The sequence below is a fragment of the Streptomyces sporangiiformans genome, from assembly GCF_005768555.2.
Taxonomy (GTDB): Bacteria; Actinomycetota; Actinomycetes; order Streptomycetales; family Streptomycetaceae; genus Streptomyces; species Streptomyces sporangiiformans.
On record NZ_VCHX02000174.1, the window covers coordinates 26,918 to 45,564 of the forward strand.

Below are 18,647 nucleotides of genomic sequence, written 5' to 3' on the forward strand. Positions count from 1 at the left end.
TGCCGGACAGGCCCTAGAAACCGTGCGGCAGCCAGGGAGCCACGACGGAGGAGAAGCCGGTCGAGGCCTCGGCGAGCGCGCCCTGGCGCACCTCCCGCACCCGCCCCGCGGCGGCCAATGAGGTCAGGGACACGCCGCCGAGATAGGCCGCCCCCAACTCCCGTACGGACAGCGCGAGATCCGCCGCGTCCGTGGTCCTCCGGCAGGACGCCCCCTTCGCGTCACCGGTGAGCCGCCAACGTCCCTCGTTCCAGGGGCAGAACGTGTCTTCGACCTCGAACACGACGTCCACGGGCGTGTGATACGTCCGCGCCTCGAGCGCCGCTCCGACGTCGACGAGCCGCACGTACAACGAATCCCGCAGTGCCGGCCCGCACCGCCGGATGTCGGAGACGAGGTGCTGCCAGGCGTCGTCGACGGGCCGGTTGTGCGTCTTGAGCGTCGACGTCAGATCGATGTCGAACAGGAACCGCCACAACGCCGCGTACGCCGCCGGATCCACCGCCTCCAGATCACGCAGCTCGATCGTGCCCTTGGGCCCTGCCGTGTCCCACTCCGGCCTGATGAAGTACCGGGCGTAACCGGCCACTTCACCGCGCTCCTCACCGGCGACGTCCCGCTCCGCGAGCACGCACTGCAACGGCGAGGTGCCCTTGCGCTCGCTCTCCGGGTCGAGCACCGGCAGTCGCTCCCAGCCGGGCCGCCGCGCCAGCATCCCGGGCCGGGTCGCCACCTGACGCGCGTACACGGCCTCGCAGGCGTCGCGTACGGCGTCGGCGCCCGGCTCGGCGAGCCGCAGCCGTACGTCGTCCGTGCCCGGCGGCACCGTCAGCCGTACCCGCGCCGTGTCGATCTCGGCGCGCAGCTGCTGTGTCGCGTTCTCGTAGCCGAACCGGCCGTAGATCATCGGCTCGGAGGCCGTCAGTACGGCCAGCGGCTCGCCCCAGGACCGCACGTCGTCCAACTGGCGCCGCATCATCGACGTCAGCACCCCGCGGCGACGGTGTGTCGCGGCGACGCTCACCATCGTGATGCCGGCCGCCGGAACGAGCGCACCGCCCGGCACCGTCACCCGGAAGCTGAACGCCCCCGCCGTGCCCACGCACGCGTCGCCGTCCCAGACGCCGATCGAGCGGTCGAACTCCGTGAGACCGTTCCACAGGTCCCGCTCCTCGGCCGACTCCTCGGCGCCACCGAACGCGAGCATCAGCGTTCTGTACCACTTGTCCCAGTCGTCCGGACTCAGCACGCGCAAGTCAGTCGTCATATGCCATGCCTACCAGGGCAATCCGGGATGAGCGAGTGGATTTCTTCCGGCACTGGTCGGTCCGACCGGTCCGGCCGTGCGATCCTCGGGGGTCGGACATTTCTGTGACTTCGGTCCTCGGACGGGGGACAAGTAGGACCTCCCGTGCCAAGCACCTGGTCCGATGGATAGGGTCCCGAACAATGGCAGCAGGACGAGAGCGGCGCGCGGAAGCCGACACGTTCACGGCCCGGTTGAACAAGCAGGCTCACCGGGTCCGCACAGGGCTGCGCAGATCCGCCGTCGACTACTTCCGCGGGGACGGCTCGGACTGGGTCGCACTGGCCGGTCTGCTGCTGACCATTCCCGTCATCACGGCCGTCACACTCGCCAACTCCGTGTGGGCTTCACCGGCCGCCCTCGTCCTCCCGATCGTCGCGGGCGGGCTCCTGCTGCGCCCCGCCAGCCTGCTCGGCCTGTACGCCGCCGCGGCAACCGCTCTGATCGTCGAGTCCGTGAAGCTCGGCCCGTACACCGAGGGCCCGTCCAGGGTGACACCTGGGATCGTCCTCGTGGTCGCGGCCTGCGGCTTCTTCGGCCTGCTCATCGCGCAGTTCCGCAGCCGGGTCGGTGTGCCGTGGCGGCGCGGCGGGACCATGCTCTTCGACCTGCGCGAACGGATCCGCGTCCAGAGCAAGTTGCCGAAGCTGCCCACGGGGTGGCACCGGGAGATGGCGCTGCGGCCGGCGGGGGGTCAGTCGTTCTCGGGTGACTTCGTCGTCGCGGCTCGTACGAACGGGGGCCGCACGCTGGAGGTCGTCCTGACGGACGTCTCGGGCAAGGGCATGGACGCGGGGTCGCGTGCGCTGCTGCTGTCGGGGGCCTTCGGTGGCCTGTTGGGCTCCCTGCCCCCTCATGCCTTCCTTCCCGCTGCCAACGGTTACCTGCTCCGCCAGGACTGGGACGAGGGTTTCGCGACGTCGATCCACCTCGTCCTGGACCTGGACTCGGGCGACTACGAGCTCTACTCGGCAGGCCACCCTCCGGGGCTCCAACTCAGCGCGGGGAACGGCCGCTGGGAGGAGAAGACCGCCGAGGGCCCTTTGCTCGGTGTCTACGACGGTGCCCAGTTCGACCCGGTGAAGGGCTCCCTGCGCCCCGGCGACGTCCTGATGCTGTTCACCGACGGCCTCGTCGAAACCTCCGACCGCGACATCGTCGAGGGCATGGACCGCCTCACCGGCGAAGCCGACCGCTATGTGGCCGGCGGCTTCCACGGCGCCGCCTGGCACCTCATCGAGGCGGTCGCGCGAGACGTGAACGACGACCGGGCGCTGCTGCTGATCTGCCGAGAGGGCGTGGTGGGGCCGGTCACCCGGTGACGGCCGCCGCCGAGTGACCGCCGGTGGGCGCGTGGGGTGGGGTTCTCCCTACCCCCAAGTCGGCGGTCGGCCGCATGGTGGCCGCAGGTCCCGGATCCGTAGTTTCGGAGCATCAGCACCGCTGGACGCGACGGAAGGACGGACCCGGCCATGGGCCTGCGCAAGAGGACCGCACAGAACGTCCAGAACGGTACGGCCCTCGCGGCGGACTGGGCCGTCGAACTGCGTGGCGTACGACGGCAGTACGGCCGCGGCGGCTCCGCCGTACACGCCCTGCGCGGAGTCGACCTCACCCTTGTACGCGGCAGCTTCACCGCCGTGATGGGGCCCTCCGGCTCCGGCAAGTCCACGTTCCTGCAGTGCGCGGCCGGACTCGACCGGCCGAGCGGGGGAACCGTGCGGCTCGGTGGCACGGAGATCACCGGCATGAGCGAGAACAAGCTGACGGCGCTGCGCCGTTCGCGCCTGGGCTTCGTCTTCCAGGCGTTCAACCTGCTGCCGTCGCTGACCGTCGAGCAGAACGTCGTTCTGCCGATGCGCCTCGCGGGCCACCGCCCCGACCGGCGCCGCGCGGCCGAGGTCCTCGCCCAGGTCGGCCTCGACGGACTGGCCCGCCGTCGCCCCGGTCAGCTCTCCGGCGGACAGCAGCAGCGCGTCGCGATCGCCCGCGCCCTGGTCACCCGCCCGGATGTCGTCTTCGCGGACGAGCCGACCGGCGCGCTCGACACACGCACGGCCGGCGAGGTCCTCGCTCTGCTCCGTCAGGCCGTCGACCAGCTGGGGGCCACCGTCGTCATGGTCACGCATGACCCGACGGCCGCGGCCTGGGCCGACCGTGTCCTCTTCCTCGCCGACGGCTCGATCGTCGACCATGTGGAGGGCGCCTCGGCCGAGCGGATCGCCGCCCGCATGACGGACGTGCGAGCGGTCGCCTGATGTTCGTGCCCAACGGTCTGGCCCGTGCCGCCGTCCGCTTCAAACCCGCGGCCTTCGTGGGGACGTTCATCGCCCTGGCGATGGCAGCCCTGATCGTGTCGGCCTGCGGCATCCTCCTGGAGACGGGCATACGCGCGTCCGTTCCGCCGGTCCGTTACGCCGACGCTCCCGTGGTGGCCGCCGCCGACCAGCGTGCCCACCGCGTCACCGGCCACGGCGACAGCCGCGAGGACGAGGCCGTGCCGGTTCCGGACAAGGCCTGGCTGGACGACTCCCTGGTGGCGAAGGCCGGTTCCGTGACCGGTGCGCGCAAGGCGGTCGCCGACGTGACCTTCCAGGTCCGGACGGGCTCCGGCGCGCCGGCCACCGCCCACGGCTGGGGCTCCACGTCGTTCACCGGCGAGCGGCTGACGGCGGGCCGGGCGCCCGGCGAAGGCGAAGTCGTCCGCACGTCCGGCACGGTCGGCGAGCACATCACCCTCACCACGGCCGACGGCCCCCGCACCTTCCGCGTCTCCGGCATCGCGAAGGAAGGCAAACAGGCCAGGGCCGGGCAGGACACCTTCTGGTTCGCCGACTCCGAAGCCGTACGCGTCTGCGGTCACCCGGGGCGCATCGACGCGATCGCCGTCCTGCCGAAGGACTCAGTGACGGCCGAAGCCCTCAAGTCCCAGGTGGCACAGGCCCTCGGTGGCCGTGCCGAGGTCCACATCGGTGACGATCGCGGCACCGCCGAGGACCCTTCCCTCGCCGAGGCCAAGGAGGTCCTCGCAGGGCTCGGCGGCTCCTTCGGCGGTGTCGCGGCGATGGTGGCCGTGTTCACCGCGGCCGGGACGGTGGCGCTGTCGGTCGCCCAGCGTGCCCGTGAGTTCGCCCTGCTGCGCGCCATCGGTACGACTCCGCGTCAGATCCGCCGTTCCATCGCCACCGAGGCGCTGCTCCTCGCGCCCCTCGCGGGCCTGGCCGGCTGTGTGCCCGGAATCGCCCTGGCCCGTTGGTGGTTCGAGCAGCTCAAGGACAAGGGCGCGATCCCGGAGCCCGTGGAGCTGTCCGTCTCGTACATCCCGCTGCTCTCGGCGGTCGGCGCTGTGCTCGGCACCGCCCTGCTCGCCGGGTACATGGCGGCCCGCCGCCCGGCGCGGATCAAGCCGGGGCAGGCGCTCACCGAGGCGGCCGTGGAGCGGCTGAGGCCCGGCTGGATCCGTACGCCGCTGGGGATCGCGGCAGCCGTCGGCGGCTTCGTCTGCGCCGGCTTCGCCGCCTCGCTGACCGGCGAGGACGCGGTCAACGCCGCGCTGGGCATCGTCGTGCTCTTCATGCTGGCCGTGGCCCTGCTCGGCCCGCTGGTCGCCCGCGCCTGCGCCGCCCTGTTCGGGCTTCCGCTGCGCGGCGCGGGCATCTCCGCCGCGCTGGCCGCCGCCAACTCCCGGACCAACGCCCGTCGTCTGGCCTCCGCGATCACCCCGATCGTCCTGGCGATGGCGTTCTCCTCGGTGCTCGTCTTCATGCACACCAGCGAGGAGCGGGCCACGCGGGAGCAGCAGCGGGCCGGCATCATGGCCGACCACATCGTGACGTCGGACGCGGGCCTCACCCCCGACGCCGTACGGCAGGCCGCCCGCACCCCCGACGTCACCGCCGCCGTGGGCCTGCTGAAGACCGAGGTCCTGGTCCCGGCAGGTGGGGTACTGAACTCCGCCTCCACACAGGGCGTCATGGGCTCGGCGCGGGACCTGGCCCGCGTGCAGGACCTGGAGGTCGGCAAGGGCGCGCTGTCCCTGAAGCGGGGCGAGGCCGCGCTCGACGCCTCGCTCGCCCGCTCCGCCGGAGTCGGCGTGGGGGACCGCCTCGACCTGCGCCTGCCCGACGGCACGAAGGCGACTTCGAGGATCGTGGCGACGTACGCCCGCGGCATGGGACTGTCCCAAGTCACCCTGAGCCACGCCGACCTGGCGACCCACGTCAGCTCCCCCTTCGCCACGGAGATCTGGGCGAAGGGCGGCAGCGTCGCCGACCTGGCGAAGCTCGGCACGGTCCTGGACCGCGGCGACTACACCACCGCACAGTCCCTCGACCGTGAGCTGAACGCCTGGGCGAACACCACCATGGCGGCGGTCCTCGGCGGCTTCGCGGCCGTCGCCGCCGCCAACACGCTGGTGATGACGGTCCTCGACCGCCGCCGTGAGCTGGGCACGCTGCGGCTCATCGGCTCCACGCGCCGCCAGGTGCTGCGCATGGTCCACTGGGAGGCCCTGCTCGTGGCGCTCGCGGGCATCGTCCTCGGCACGGGCATCGCGCTCGCCACGCTCGTTCCGATGATGGAGGGGCTGACCGGCCAGGCGCCCTACGTTCCCCCGTTGGTGTACGGCTCGTTCGTGGCGGCCGTGGTGGTGCTCGGCGTGACGGCGGCGACGGTTCCGGCCCGGTCGGCGCTACGAGGCACACTCGACGCATGACCGACAACGCACCGCGAGTGGCCAAGAGCGAGTTGCTGACCCTCAACGAGGTCGAAGCCCTGGCCCGTAACGCACACGCCGCCCAGACCGACAAGGCGGGCCGGCCCTATGCCGAGCACCTCCAGGCCGTGGCGGAGGGAGTTCGCGCCCGTGGCGGTGACGACGAGCAGGTCGCCGCCGCGTGGCTGCACGACGCCGTGGAGGACGACGCCGTGTCCGAGGAGTGGCTGCTGCACGAGGCCGCGCTGACGCGGCGTACGAAGGACATCGTCCTGGCCCTCACCAAGCGGGCGGGTGAGTCCCAGGAGGCGTACGCCGAACGCATCCTGGCCACCGAGGGAGCCCTGCTGGTGAAGGAGTCCGACCTGGCGCACAACGCGGACCCGTCCAGGCTGGCGGTCCTGGACGGGCCCACGCGGTCCCGGCTGACCCGGAAGTACACGCGCATGCGCGAACTGCTGGGCCTCGACTGAGAGGCCGTGGTCAGGCGGCCGCCGGCCGAAAGCGCCTGGCCTGGCGCCTGATTCCTGGTGCCCTAAGACGTGGACCTGGACCGTGAGCGGGCCAGTTCGGCGGCGTCCCGCTTGAACGCCCACTCCATCTTCGGCTCCATCGCGAAACGGAAGGCGCGCTGGACGGGCGGGGTGCACAGCGCGGTGATCACGGCGGCGGCGACCAGGCTGACGAAGATCTCACCGAGCGGCTTGTACAGCCATGTGTAGTCGTCGTACCAGCCCCAGAAGCGGGAGCCCTTGGCGAGGAAGCCGTGCAGCAGATAGCCGTAGAGCGTGCCCGCGCCGAGCACCGTGAACCACATCTTGCGGCGCGGTACCCAGGCGAAGAAGCAGGCGGTGAGGACCATCGAGCAGCCGAAGAGCGCCAGCGTCATCACGACACCGGCCCACCACTGAACGCCCAACTCCTGGGCGCTGTCGCGGTGGTAGAACCACGCGGAGCTCATCCGCGGTGCCGCCCAGTACGCCACGAGCAGCGCGGCCATGAAGACCGGCACCGAGAGGATACGGACCTCGCGGCGCCGCATCAGCTGGAAGTGCTCGGGCTTCATGCACAGGCCCACGACGAAGAACGGGAGGAACTGCAGGACACGCTGCAGGTCCAGATCGTCGCCGATGTCGGGCGAGACGGAGGCCAGGACCGCGACGGCAAGCGCCAGCGGTACGGGCCAGCGCACGACCTTCCACAGCGGGGTCGTCAGCCGCCACACGAACAGCGCGACCAGGAACCAGGTGAGGTACCAGGGGTCGAGCAGGCTGATCGGATGGCTCGGGTCGTCGTCCGCGGTCTTCTTGAACAGCGAGTACGCGACTTCGAAGAGGACGTACGGCACGGCTACGCCGGTCACGAGTCGCTGGAGCCGGTCGGCACGCATGTCGAAGCTGCGCGAGAAGTAGCCGGAGATGAGGATGAAGGCCGGCATGTGGAAGCCGTAGACGACCATGTAGAGCGCCTCGGCGGCGCGGCTGTGGTCGGTCAGCGGTTCCCAGGCGTGGCCCATCGCCACGAGCACGATGGCCAGGTACTTGGCGTTGTCGAAGAACGCGTCGCGCTGTTTGGCCGGCTTGGCGTCCGGCCCGGCGGGAGCGGTGCCCGCATGCGGGGTCCGAGGGGGGCGCGGGCTCGGCACTCCGGATGCCGGCGTCTGTGCCGGCGGGAGCGGCGCCCTCTGTTGGCCGTGTGGACGGAGCGAGTTCGTCACAGACCCTCCCACCAGGAACTGGGTGAGACGATCCGGGACCTCACTGCGCGAGCGGGGGACGAGGCAGCGTAGGACATCTGAGGCACCCTAGCGTTGCTGAGGGGATTTCGTAAAACCCTGGGTGTCATTCCTGCGTATCCCCCGATTAACTCCGGTGCGTGCGCGGGATTTGAGGAAGTCGACAGGGTGATGCGGATACCCGTCGGCATGCCGCGTGCGACCGCTACATCCGCATTCAGTCTGACTAAACGGTGCATAACATCCTCAGGCGACTCTGGTGAAATGTCCGCTTGATGGCTTTATAGTGGCCCGCCCGCGATCAACCGATGTGCCTGCCGCAACAATTCGAATTATCTGCGAACAAGGTGTGTGGGCATGTGTGTGGGCACGGAAACGAGCGACTCGAATTTACCGGGCGCGGGGCCGCTCGAATTGCCGTACCGCGCACCGCAGTTCCTCTCCGCCGGGGAGCGCGGAGCGGGGGCCGAACGCGCAGGTCCGGCGAGAACCGTGGCCGACTATGCCTCACGGGTCGCATACCGCGGCCTGGTTGGTGGCACGATGGTTCTGCGGGGGTGTGCGGGGATGCACCCTCGGGCCGGGAGAGCGGACCGACCGTAGGGTGTGATCAGTTGTGGCCATTTCGCTGTCAGTGGTGCTGCTGTTGGCGATCGTCCTGGTGGTGTTGATACGAGGAGGATCGATCAAGCCGGGGCCGGCGATCGTCGCCGTGCTCTTTGGCTTCTTCCTGGCCTCGACCGGCATGGCGGACGACATCCAGCGGTTCCTCAACTCGATAGCGGAGACCATCAACTCGATCCAGTTCTGAGCCGGTTGCGGCGGGCTGAGCGGGTTGAACGGTTCGGCGTGGTGAGCGGTTCGGGTCGAGCACGCCGGTGACCAGCGGCCACGCCCTCGCGAACCGGCTCGGCTCACCCTTGGCGACGACGCGGGTACCCACCGCCCGAGTCTTCATTCCCCGGCGTCCTCCGGCCCGACCGCGCCGCGTTCCGGGATGAGCCGCCGCCCGCGCCCAGCTCCGCTCGCCACGTAGCGTCATGTGCGCAGGTCGAGCAGCATGACGTCATAGAGGTCCGGACCCTCCCACGGGCGCGCCTCGCCGATCTTGCGGTAGCCCCACGCCTGGTAGGCGGCCGACGCTGCCTTGCTGTCCGGGTGGACGTTCAGCAGCACCCGTTCGGCCTCGATGCCATCGAGCAGGGCCTCGTGCAGACGCCGCGCGACTCCCCGCCCGCGCCAGGGTCCGCGTACGGCAAGTTCCATGAGGCCGAAGGTGCGGTGCCCGTCCTCGCGCCGCATGTCGTCGGGCACGGGCTCGGTCAGTTCGTCCCACCACCTTGTGTCAGGCCCGACCGGGTAGCCGTATGCCATGCCGACCGGCTCGCGGTCCTCGGTGCGGGCCAGGGCGGCGCGAAAAGTGCGCTTGCGGGTCTGGGAGCGAAAGCGCCGGAAGGTGGCTGCGACGTCGTCAGCGGTCTCGTTGTACGGCGGTTCCGCGAACACGTCGGCATAGATCAGCCTGAACGCGTCCTCAGCCTGTGCTGCGGCCGAGCCACCCATGTGCTCTACCGTGACGGTTCCCTGTGGCGTCATGTGGTGCCCCCCTCGGACAAACGATCAGGGCCAGGCAGAGGAACGAACCTCTGACCTGGCCCTGAGTCGTCAGAGCGGGCGACGGGAATCGAACCCGCGTAGCTAGTTTGGAAGACTAGGGCTCTACCATTGAGCTACGCCCGCACAGGGTGCGCCGCAGGTCAGTCGACGCGCGGCACGGAAGCATCGTAGCGGGTCGTGGGCCCTCGCCGCACACCCCGTTCCGTGCCCCGGGGGCGCTCGTGAAATGCGGGAGCCGCACTGCCTGCGGGCATGTACCCTACGTGTCGCACCGAACGGGGTGTGGCGCAGCTTGGTAGCGCGTCCGCTTTGGGAGCGGAAGGCCGTGGGTTCAAATCCCGCCACCCCGACCACCGGCCGGACCCGACAGGGGTCCAGTCCAGGGATCTCCGGGACCGCAAGATCGCCTTTTGGGGCGTGTACCGCCTGCGGTTACTATGCAAGCTGCGCGCCCGTGTGTCTGCACTGTCACGTTTCTCAAAGGGCCGCGAATCCGCTGAGGCTCCCGCCGCACCTGGTAGAGGTCGCCAGCAGAACCCCCAAGAAGTCAGCCATCAAGGAGACCGAACCGTGAAGAGCGCCGTGGAGACCCTGAACCCGACCCGGGTTCGGCTCACTGTCGAGGTGCCCTTCGAGGAGCTCAAGGACAGCCTCGACGCGGCGTACAAGAAGATCAACCAGCAGGTCACGGTGAAGGGCTTCCGGAAGGGCAAGATTCCGGCGCGCGTCATCGACCAGCGGTTCGGTCGCGGTGCGGTTCTGGAGGAGGCGGTCAACGACGCGCTTCCGAAGTTCTACACCGACGCCGTGAACAACGCCGAGCTGAATGTCCTCGGCCAGCCCGAGGTCGACATCACGGAGCTGAAGGACGGCGAGACGCTGAACTTCACCGCCGAGGTCGACATCCGCCCGGCCATCGAGATCCCGGACTACTCCGGCATCGAGGTCGAGGTCGACGCCGTGGAGGTCACCGACGAGGACGTCGACAAGGCCGTCACCGAGCTGCGTGAGCGCTTCGCCTCGACCTCCCCGGTCGAGCGGGCCGCCGAGGACGGCGACGTCGTGACGATCGACCTGGAGGCCAAGGTCGACGGCGAGATCCTCGAGGACGGCGTTGCCTCCGGCGTCTCCTACACCATTGGCTCGGGCGAGCTGCTCGACGGCATCGACGACGCCGTGAAGGGCCTGGAGGCCGGTGGCGAGGCCACCTTCACCTCCGAGCTCAAGGGCGGCTCGGCGGCCGGCAAGGAGGCCGAGGTCACCGTCAAGGTCACCCAGGTCGCCGCGCGTGAGCTTCCCGAGCTGGACGACGAGTTCGCGCAGCTCGCGTCCGAGTTCGACACGCTCGACGAGCTGAAGGCGGACAGCCGCCAGCGCCTCGAGAACACCAAGCAGTACGACCAGGCCACGCAGGCCCAGGAGCGTGTCCTGGAGAAGCTGCTGGAGCTGGTCGAGGTGCCCGTCCCCGAGAAGCTCCTCGAGGACGAGATCAACACCCGTAAGCACAACCTCGAGCACCACCAGCTCGGCCAGATGGGCCTCGACCTCGAGAAGTACCTCGAGATCCAGGGCAAGACGGCCGAGGAGTTCGACACCGAGACGCGCGAGGCCGCGGTCAAGGGCATCAAGACCCAGTTCGTCCTCGACGAGCTGGTCAACAAGGAGAAGCTGAACGTCAACCAGGAGGAGCTCACCGAGCACCTCATGCGGCGTGCGGCCTCCTCCGGCATGTCCCCCGACCAGTTCGCCCAGGCGGTCGTCGAGGGCGGCCAGGTCCCGATGCTCGTCGGCGAGGTCGCCCGCGGCAAGGCCCTCGCGGTCGTCGTCGAGGCCGCGACGGTCAAGGACACGAACGGCGAGATCGTCGACCTGGACGACGAGGACGAGGACGAGACGGGGTCCGAGACCGAGGCTGCGGCCGAGGCGGAGGGCTCCGCCGAGGCCACCGAGGAGAAGCCCGAGGCCTGAGCCTCGGACTCCAGCTGAGCCACGTAGAACGGGCCCCGGGACGCGACCACGCGCCCCGGGGCCCGTCGCATTCGCTGGGTGGGTGGGTCGGGGTCACGACCCCTCCCGTGCGTTGGCGACTGCGGGAGCGTGGGGGTGCGCCCCTCCAGGGCCGCTGGGGAACTGAGGCTGAGCGGGACGCGCCCTTCAGGGGCGCGGGGAACTGCGCGACCAGCCACAACCGACCCGCACCCGAAGTACGAAACCCATCCACCCCCTCCCCCTGGGGGGCCTGGGGGCGCAGCCCCCTGTTTCGGGAAGGGGCGGGCTCGGGGAAGGGAACCCGCTTGAACGCGAAGCCCCGGACGCCCAGGTACCCCTTACGGAGGAACCCCATGCCCGGCCCGCCCAAACCCGCTGAACCCAGCGGAGCGACCTGCGCTCACAGCGAACAGTCGAAGAACCGGGATGGCACCCGCCTGCCTGCGCGTTAGGGTCCATGAGTACGAGGGCAGGGGAGTCCCCGGAGCCGCCCGACGCGGCGCGCACACGGGGCCCCAAGCCCCGGCAGAACACGTGAGACGGCCCGGCGCCGTCGTAAAGACGAGCAGGTGGATACGTGACGAATCTGATGCCTTCCGCCGCCGGCGAGCCTTCCATCGGTGGTGGCCTCGGCGACCAGGTCTACAACCGGCTGCTCGGCGAGCGGATCATTTTTCTCGGCCAGCCGGTCGATGACGACATCGCGAACAAGATCACCGCACAGCTGCTGCTCCTTGCCGCCGACCCGGACAAGGACATCTTCCTGTACATCAACAGCCCCGGCGGATCGATCACGGCCGGTATGGCGATCTACGACACCATGCAGTACATCCAGAACGACGTGGTGACCATCGCCATGGGCATGGCAGCCTCCATGGGTCAGTTCCTGCTGAGCGCGGGTACCCCGGGCAAGCGCTTCGCGCTGCCGAACGCAGAGATCCTGATTCACCAGCCCTCGGCCGGTCTCGCCGGCTCCGCGTCGGACATCAAGATCCACGCCGAGCGGCTGCTGCACACCAAGAAGCGGATGGCGGAGCTGACCGCGTTCCACACCGGCCAGACCGTGGAGCAGATCACCCGCGACTCGGACCGGGACCGCTGGTTCGACCCGATCGAGGCCAAGGAGTACGGCCTCATCGACGACATCATGCCCACCGCTGCCGGCATGCCGGGCGGCGGCGGCACGGGAGCGGCCTAGGCCGGCGCCGCGCGCAGCCGACCCAAGGCCCCCTCCGAGCCCTCAGCCGACCGCCTCAGCCCTTTTCAGGCTCTCCAGGAGACACAGTGAACGACTTCCCCGGTAGCGGCCTCTACGCCCGCACGCAGGCCGAGTACACCGGTCCTCGCGCGGAGTCCCGCTACGTCATCCCGCGCTTCGTCGAGCGCACCTCCCAGGGTGTGCGCGAGTACGACCCGTACGCGAAGCTCTTCGAGGAGCGCGTGATCTTCCTCGGCGTGCAGATCGACGACGCCTCCGCCAACGACGTCATGGCGCAGCTGCTGTGCCTGGAGTCGATGGACCCCGACCGTGACATCTCGGTCTACATCAACAGCCCCGGTGGTTCCTTCACGGCGCTCACGGCCATCTACGACACGATGCAGTTCGTGAAGCCGGACATCCAGACGGTCTGCATGGGTCAGGCGGCCTCCGCCGCCGCGATCCTGCTCGCCGCCGGTACGCCGGGCAAGCGCATGGCGCTCCCGAACGCGCGCGTGCTGATCCACCAGCCCTACAGTGAGACGGGCCGGGGTCAGGTCTCCGACCTGGAGATCGCGGCGAACGAGATCCTGCGGATGCGCGCCCAGCTGGAGGAACTGCTGGCCAAGCACTCCACCACGCCGATCGAGAAGATCCGCGAGGACATCGAGCGCGACAAGATCCTCACCGCTGAGGACGCGCTCTCGTACGGCCTGATCGACCAGATCATTTCGACCCGGAAGATGAACAACGCGGCGGTCGCGTGACGTAGCGCTGTATCGTCAGCCGCTCCTTGGCGCGGTTCACGACAAAGTGAACCGCGCCAAGGGGGGCCCGAACGAGGGGCTCGGCAAGGTACCGTCGGACATAAGGCAGCACCAGGAGCCGCTGGACCTAGGCGTCTCCCAGGCGAAGGGGAAGCACACCGTGGCACGCATCGGTGACGGCGGCGATCTGCTCAAGTGCTCGTTCTGTGGCAAGAGCCAGAAGCAGGTCAAGAAGCTCATCGCAGGCCCCGGTGTGTACATCTGCGACGAGTGCATCGATCTCTGCAACGAGATCATCGAGGAAGAGCTCGCCGAGACGAGCGAGGTGAGGTGGGAGGAACTCCCCAAACCCCGCGAGATCTACGAGTTCCTCGAGGGGTACGTCGTCGGGCAGGAGTCTGCGAAGAAGGCCCTCTCGGTCGCGGTGTACAACCACTACAAGCGGGTCCAGGCCGGTGAGAACGGGGGCCAAAACCGCGACGACGCCATCGAGTTGGCGAAGTCCAACATCCTGCTCCTCGGCCCCACGGGCTCGGGCAAGACGCTGCTCGCTCAGACCCTGGCGCGCATGCTCAACGTCCCCTTCGCCATCGCGGACGCGACGGCGCTGACGGAGGCCGGGTATGTCGGCGAGGATGTCGAGAACATCCTGCTGAAGCTGATCCAGGCGGCGGACTACGACGTCAAGAAGGCCGAGACCGGGATCATCTACATCGACGAGATCGACAAGGTGGCTCGTAAGAGCGAAAACCCGTCGATCACAAGGGATGTGAGCGGCGAGGGCGTCCAGCAGGCCCTGCTCAAGATCCTGGAGGGCACGACGGCCTCGGTCCCGCCCCAGGGCGGACGCAAGCACCCCCACCAGGAGTTCATCCAAATCGACACGACGAACGTCCTGTTCATCGTGGGCGGTGCCTTCGCCGGCCTGGAGAAGATCATCGAGTCCCGCGCGGGTGCGAAGGGCATCGGCTTCGGCGCGACGATCCGCTCGAAGCGCGAACTGGAGGAGAAGGACCAGTTCGAGGACGTCATGCCCGAGGACCTGGTCAAGTTCGGCATGATCCCGGAGTTCATCGGCCGTCTCCCGGTGATCACTTCGGTCCACAACCTGGACCGTGAGGCCCTGCTCCAGATCCTCGTCGAACCGCGCAACGCGCTGGTGAAGCAGTACCAGCGCCTCTTCGAACTCGACGGCGTGGAGCTGGACTTCGAGCGCGAGGCCCTCGAAGCGATCGCCGACCAGGCCATCCTCCGCCAGACCGGCGCCCGCGGCCTGCGCGCCATCATGGAAGAGGTCCTGCAGTCGGTGATGTACGAAGTCCCGTCCCGCAAGGACGTCGGCCGCGTCGTCATCACGCCGGACGTGGTCCTCTCGAACGTCAACCCGACCCTGATCCCGCGGGACGCCCGCGGCCGGGGTTCGGGAGAGCAGAAGACGGCGTAGGCGGTACGCACATACGAGGAGGGGGGTGGCCCAGGTCGGGCCACCCCCCTCCGTCGTACGCTCCCGCTCCCGCGGTCACGCGGCGATGCTCACGCCTTGACGCGTACTTCCTTGCGGAACTTGGCCGTGATGTCGGCGGACCCGCTGAGGTCGGCGCTCTTTCCTGCCATGGCGTCGGCGAGTTCGATGTTGATGACGACACCGAGGGTGCTGTGGTCACCCCAGATGCACACCGGCATGCTGATCTCCTTGGGGCCGGAGGCCGGGTCGCCCGCCGCGGCGTCCTCGTTCTTGATCTTGGTCTCCTGGCACTTCAGGATCGCGCCGTCCAGACCGCTGGGCTTGTAGCTCTTCGGGCTGCCGACGAGCTCGCCCTCGTTCGACTTGTCCTTGGTGGCGTTCTTCTTGAGCTCCGCGAACATGGCGTCGACGACCTTCTCAGGGTCCTCGATCTCGCCGTAGACCCCCATGAACTGGAGCATCTTCATGGCCAGTGGATTGTTCTCGTCCCCGGCCTGGTAGGCGGCGTCGACGTTCTTGGCGTTCTTGACGCCGTGCTTCTCCGCTTCCTCCATGTCGCTCTTGTCGAAGCCGCCGCTGTCCGTTGCCTCGCCCTTCTTGTACTCACCACCCAGCACCGTCGCCGGAGTTGTGAGCTTGTGCGGGCCGTCGTCCGCGATGTCCGAGCCGCTGCCGCCGCCCCCGCCGATCACGAAGTACGCCCCTACGGCGATCGCGGCCACGACCGCCACCGAGCCGATGATGATCCCCGTCTTCTTCTTGCCGTCGCCGGGAGCCGGAGGCTGCGGAACCCCGTAAGGCGGGGGCTGCTGGCCGTACGGGGGCTGCTGGCCGTAGCCGGGCTGCGGGGGCGGGGCTCCGGGAGGGGTCTGCTGTGGGTACCCGTAGCCCGGCTGCTGCGGCGGAGCCTGTTGCGGGTAGCCATAGCCGGGCTGGGGGGCCTGCGGGGGTTGCCCGCCGTACGGGCCCGGCTGACCGTACGGTCCGGGCTGCTGGGGCTGCCCGCCGTACGGGCCCGGCTGGTTGTAGCTCATCTCTGGGTTCCCCTCCAGATACTTATGCGTTTCGAACATCCTGGCGTAGGCAGGGAGAGCGCGATGCATCGGGGGGCGCACCGTTACAGAAGAATCCCGTTTCGGGACGGGCCTGTAACACCCCTAAACTGAGCCCGTGACCGAGAACGCTCAGCAGCAGCCCACAGCGCCCATCACCGAACTGCCGACCCAGTACGCGCCGGCCGAGGTAGAGGGGAAGCTGTACGAGCGCTGGGTGGACAAGGGGTACTTCGCCGCCGACGCGAAGAGTGACAAGACCCCGTACACCATCGTCATCCCGCCGCCGAACGTCACCGGTTCGCTCCACCTGGGGCACGCCTTCCAGCACACGCTCATGGACGCCCTGACCCGCCGCAAGCGCATGCAGGGGTTCGAGTCGCTGTGGCTGCCCGGCATGGACCACGCCGGTATCGCCACGCAGAACAAGGTCGAGCAGCAGCTCGCCGAGGAAGGCAAGTCCCGCCACGACCTGGGGCGCGAGGAGTTCGTCGAGCGCGTCTGGCAGTGGAAGGAAGAGTACGGCGGCAAGATCCTCGGCCAGATGCGGAGGCTCGGGGACGGTGTCGACTGGTCGCGTGAGCGGTTCACCATGGACGAGGGGCTGTCCCGCGCCGTCCAGACCATCTTCAAGAAGCTGTACGAAGACGAGTTGATCTATCGCGCCGAGCGCATCATCAACTGGTGTCCTCGCTGCCTGACGGCCATTTCGGACATCGAGGTCGAGTACCAGGACGACGACGGCGAACTCGTCTCCATCAAGTACGGGGAGGGCGACGAGACTCTTGTCGTCGCGACCACCCGTGCCGAGACCATGCTCGGTGACACCGCCGTCGCCGTTCACCCCGACGACGAGCGCTACCGGCACCTGATCGGCAAGAGGATCAAGCTGCCTCTCACCGACCGCAGCATCCCCGTCGTCGCCGACACGCACGTCGACCCCGAGTTCGGCACCGGCGCCGTCAAGGTCACCCCGGCCCACGACCCGAACGACTTCGCCATCGGCCAGCGCCACGGCCTGGAGTCCATCACGGTCATGGACGAGCGGGCGGTCATCACCGCCCACGGTCCCTTCCAGGGACTCGACCGGTTCGAGGCGCGCTCCGCCATCGTCGGCGCGCTGCGCTCGCAGGGCCGGATCGTCGCCGAGAAGCGGCCGTACGTCCACTCGGTCGGCCACTGCTCGCGCTGCAAGACCACCATCGAGCCGCGGCTGTCCATGCAGTGGTGGGTCAAGGTCGGTCCGCTCGCCAAGGCGGCGGGCGACGCGGTCCGGGACGGGCGGGTCAAGATCCACCCCGAGGACATGTCGAAGCGCTACTTCGACTGGGTCGACAACATGCACGACTGGTGCATCTCGCGGCAGTTGTGGTGGGGCCACCGGATTCCCGTCTGGTACGGGCCGGACGGCGAGGTCCGCTGCGTCGGCCCCGACGAGGAGCCGCCGAGCGGTGACGGCTGGACCCAGGACACCGACGTCCTCGACACCTGGTTCTCCTCCGGCCTGTGGCCGTTCTCCACGCTCGGCTGGCCCGAACAGACCCCGGACCTGCGGAAGTTCTACTCGACGGACGTCCTGCTGACCGGCCACGACATCATCTTCTTCTGGGTCGCCCGGATGATGATGTTCGGCCTGTACGCGATGGACGGTGAGGCCCCGTTCAAGACCATCGCCCTGACCGGCCTGGTCCGCGACGAGCGCGGCAAGAAGATGTCGAAGTCCTTCGGCAACGTCGTCGACCCGCTGGACTGGATGGACAAGTACGGCTCCGACGCCGTCCGCTTCACCCTGGCCCGTGGCGCCAACCCCGGTACGGACGTGCCGATCGGCGAGGACTGGGTCCAGGCGTCCCGGAACTTCGCCAACAAGATCTGGAACGCCACGCGCTTCGCGCTGATGAACGGCGCGACGGTCGAGGGCCCGCTCCCGGACCCGTCCCAGATGTCGGCGACGGACCGGTGGATCCTGTCCCGCCTCAACAAGACCGTCGCCGAAGTCGACGCGTTCTACGACGACTTCCAGTTCGCCAAGCTCTCCGACGCCCTCTTCCACTTCGCGTGGGACGAGGTCTTCGACTGGTACGTCGAGCTGTCCAAGACGACGTTCAACGCGGGCGGTGCGGCCGCCGATGTCAGCAAGCGGGTCCTGGGCGAGGTCCTGGACGTCACGCTGAAGCTGCTGCACCCCGTCGTCCCGTTCGTCACGGAGACGCTCTGGACCACCCTGACGGGTGGCGAGTCCGTCGTGATCGCCGAGTGGCCGAAGGACAGCGGCTTCCGTGACGCCGGTGCCGAGCGGGAGATCGAGACGCTCCAGCAGGTCATCACGGAGGTCCGCCGCTTCCGCGCCGACCAGGGTCTCCAGCCCGGCCAGCGCGTCCCGGCCCGCGTCACCCTCGACGGGACCGCCCTGGCCCCGCACGAGGCGGCCATCCGTCAGCTGCTGCGCCTCCAGCCGGAGGGCGAGGGCTTCGCGGCGACGGCGACGCTGCCGGTCGCGGGCGCGACCGTCGCGCTCGACCTGTCCGGCACGATCGACGTGGCGGCGGAGCGCAAGCGGCTCGCCAAGGACCTGGCCGCCGCCGAGAAGGAGAAGGCCCAGGCGAACGCCAAACTCGGCAACGAGGCGTTCCTCGCGAAGGCCCCGGACCACGTCGTGGAGAAGATCCGCACACGCCTCGCCAAGGCGGACGAGGACATCGCGCGGATTCAGACACAGTTGGAGCGGCTGCCGGCGGCCTGACCCGCCGCGTCGGCTGTGGCCTGACCGGCCCTGGTAAGTGGTGGAAGGCGCCCGGGACCTT

Annotated in this window: 14 protein-coding genes and 2 tRNA genes; 11 read left to right on the forward strand and 5 right to left on the reverse strand. The window is 69.1% G+C overall.

What is annotated here, in order from left to right; genetic code table 11:
- Positions 1–13: 13 nt before the first annotated feature.
- Entirely contained in the window at positions 14–1,267 is a 1,254-nt protein-coding gene (locus FGD71_RS30440) for a GNAT family N-acetyltransferase (RefSeq protein WP_119103761.1), read from the reverse strand.
- A gap of 182 nt (positions 1,268–1,449) precedes the next feature.
- Between FGD71_RS30440 and FGD71_RS30445 the strand changes: the two genes are divergently transcribed.
- The 4 genes from FGD71_RS30445 (at position 1,450) to FGD71_RS30460 (ending at position 6,493) form a co-directional block, all read left to right on the forward strand.
- Positions 1,450–2,628: a PP2C family protein-serine/threonine phosphatase gene (locus tag FGD71_RS30445; protein ID WP_119103762.1), complete on the forward strand. Its 1,179-nt coding sequence runs from the start codon at positions 1,450–1,452 to the stop codon at positions 2,626–2,628.
- Positions 2,629–2,778: 150 nt separating this feature from the next.
- Complete coding sequence (locus tag FGD71_RS30450; RefSeq protein ID WP_119103763.1) at positions 2,779–3,564, forward strand: ABC transporter ATP-binding protein; 786 nt, start codon at positions 2,779–2,781, stop codon at positions 3,562–3,564.
- On the forward strand, positions 3,564–6,020 hold the full coding sequence (locus FGD71_RS30455; RefSeq protein ID WP_119103764.1) for an FtsX-like permease family protein: 2,457 nt from the start codon (positions 3,564–3,566) through the stop codon (positions 6,018–6,020). The genes FGD71_RS30450 and FGD71_RS30455 overlap by 1 nt, the downstream gene beginning before the upstream one ends.
- Positions 6,017–6,493, forward strand: a complete 477-nt coding sequence (locus tag FGD71_RS30460; protein ID WP_119103765.1) for an HD domain-containing protein — start codon at positions 6,017–6,019, stop codon at positions 6,491–6,493. Before FGD71_RS30455 ends, FGD71_RS30460 begins: the two co-directional genes overlap by 4 nt.
- A gap of 62 nt (positions 6,494–6,555) precedes the next feature.
- Here FGD71_RS30460 and FGD71_RS30465 read toward each other — a convergent pair whose 3' ends face one another.
- Positions 6,556–7,737, reverse strand: coding sequence for an acyltransferase family protein (locus FGD71_RS30465; protein WP_119103766.1), 1,182 nt, complete (start codon positions 7,735–7,737; stop codon positions 6,556–6,558).
- A 634-nt stretch (positions 7,738–8,371) separates the two neighbouring features.
- Between FGD71_RS30465 and FGD71_RS30470 the strand changes: the two genes are divergently transcribed.
- Positions 8,372–8,566: a hypothetical protein gene (locus tag FGD71_RS30470; protein WP_119103767.1), complete on the forward strand. Its 195-nt coding sequence runs from the start codon at positions 8,372–8,374 to the stop codon at positions 8,564–8,566.
- Between the two features lie 227 nt (positions 8,567–8,793).
- On the opposite strand, the gene FGD71_RS30475 is transcribed toward FGD71_RS30470, so the two are convergent.
- Both FGD71_RS30475 and FGD71_RS30480 read right to left on the reverse strand, forming a co-directional pair.
- The gene (locus FGD71_RS30475; RefSeq protein WP_119103768.1) at positions 8,794–9,351 is read right to left on the reverse strand and encodes a GNAT family N-acetyltransferase; all 558 of its coding nucleotides are present in this window, start codon (positions 9,349–9,351) and stop codon (positions 8,794–8,796) included.
- Positions 9,352–9,424: 73 nt separating this feature from the next.
- A tRNA-Gly gene (locus FGD71_RS30480) sits at positions 9,425–9,495 on the reverse strand.
- A gap of 153 nt (positions 9,496–9,648) precedes the next feature.
- Here FGD71_RS30480 and FGD71_RS30485 point away from each other — a divergent pair.
- The 5 genes from FGD71_RS30485 (at position 9,649) to clpX (ending at position 14,770) form a co-directional block, all read left to right on the forward strand.
- Positions 9,649–9,725, forward strand: a tRNA-Pro gene (locus FGD71_RS30485).
- 217 nt (positions 9,726–9,942) lie between these two features.
- Positions 9,943–11,340, forward strand: coding sequence for a trigger factor (tig, locus tag FGD71_RS30490; protein ID WP_162931268.1), 1,398 nt, complete (start codon positions 9,943–9,945; stop codon positions 11,338–11,340).
- A gap of 610 nt (positions 11,341–11,950) precedes the next feature.
- Entirely contained in the window at positions 11,951–12,559 is a 609-nt protein-coding gene (locus FGD71_RS30495; protein ID WP_119103789.1) for an ATP-dependent Clp protease proteolytic subunit, read from the forward strand.
- Positions 12,560–12,645: 86 nt separating this feature from the next.
- On the forward strand, positions 12,646–13,326 hold the full coding sequence (locus FGD71_RS30500) for an ATP-dependent Clp protease proteolytic subunit (RefSeq protein ID WP_119103770.1): 681 nt from the start codon (positions 12,646–12,648) through the stop codon (positions 13,324–13,326).
- 160 nt (positions 13,327–13,486) lie between these two features.
- The gene (clpX, locus tag FGD71_RS30505; RefSeq protein ID WP_119103790.1) at positions 13,487–14,770 is read left to right on the forward strand and encodes an ATP-dependent Clp protease ATP-binding subunit ClpX; all 1,284 of its coding nucleotides are present in this window, start codon (positions 13,487–13,489) and stop codon (positions 14,768–14,770) included.
- Between the two features lie 89 nt (positions 14,771–14,859).
- Here the strand turns inward: clpX and FGD71_RS30510 are convergent, their stop codons facing one another.
- Positions 14,860–15,825, reverse strand: a complete 966-nt coding sequence (locus FGD71_RS30510; RefSeq protein WP_119103771.1) for a hypothetical protein — start codon at positions 15,823–15,825, stop codon at positions 14,860–14,862.
- A 136-nt stretch (positions 15,826–15,961) separates the two neighbouring features.
- Here FGD71_RS30510 and FGD71_RS30515 point away from each other — a divergent pair, with 136 nt between their 5' ends.
- The gene (locus FGD71_RS30515) at positions 15,962–18,586 is read left to right on the forward strand and encodes a valine--tRNA ligase (RefSeq protein ID WP_119103772.1); all 2,625 of its coding nucleotides are present in this window, start codon (positions 15,962–15,964) and stop codon (positions 18,584–18,586) included.
- The last annotated feature ends 61 nt before the right edge of the window (positions 18,587–18,647 follow it).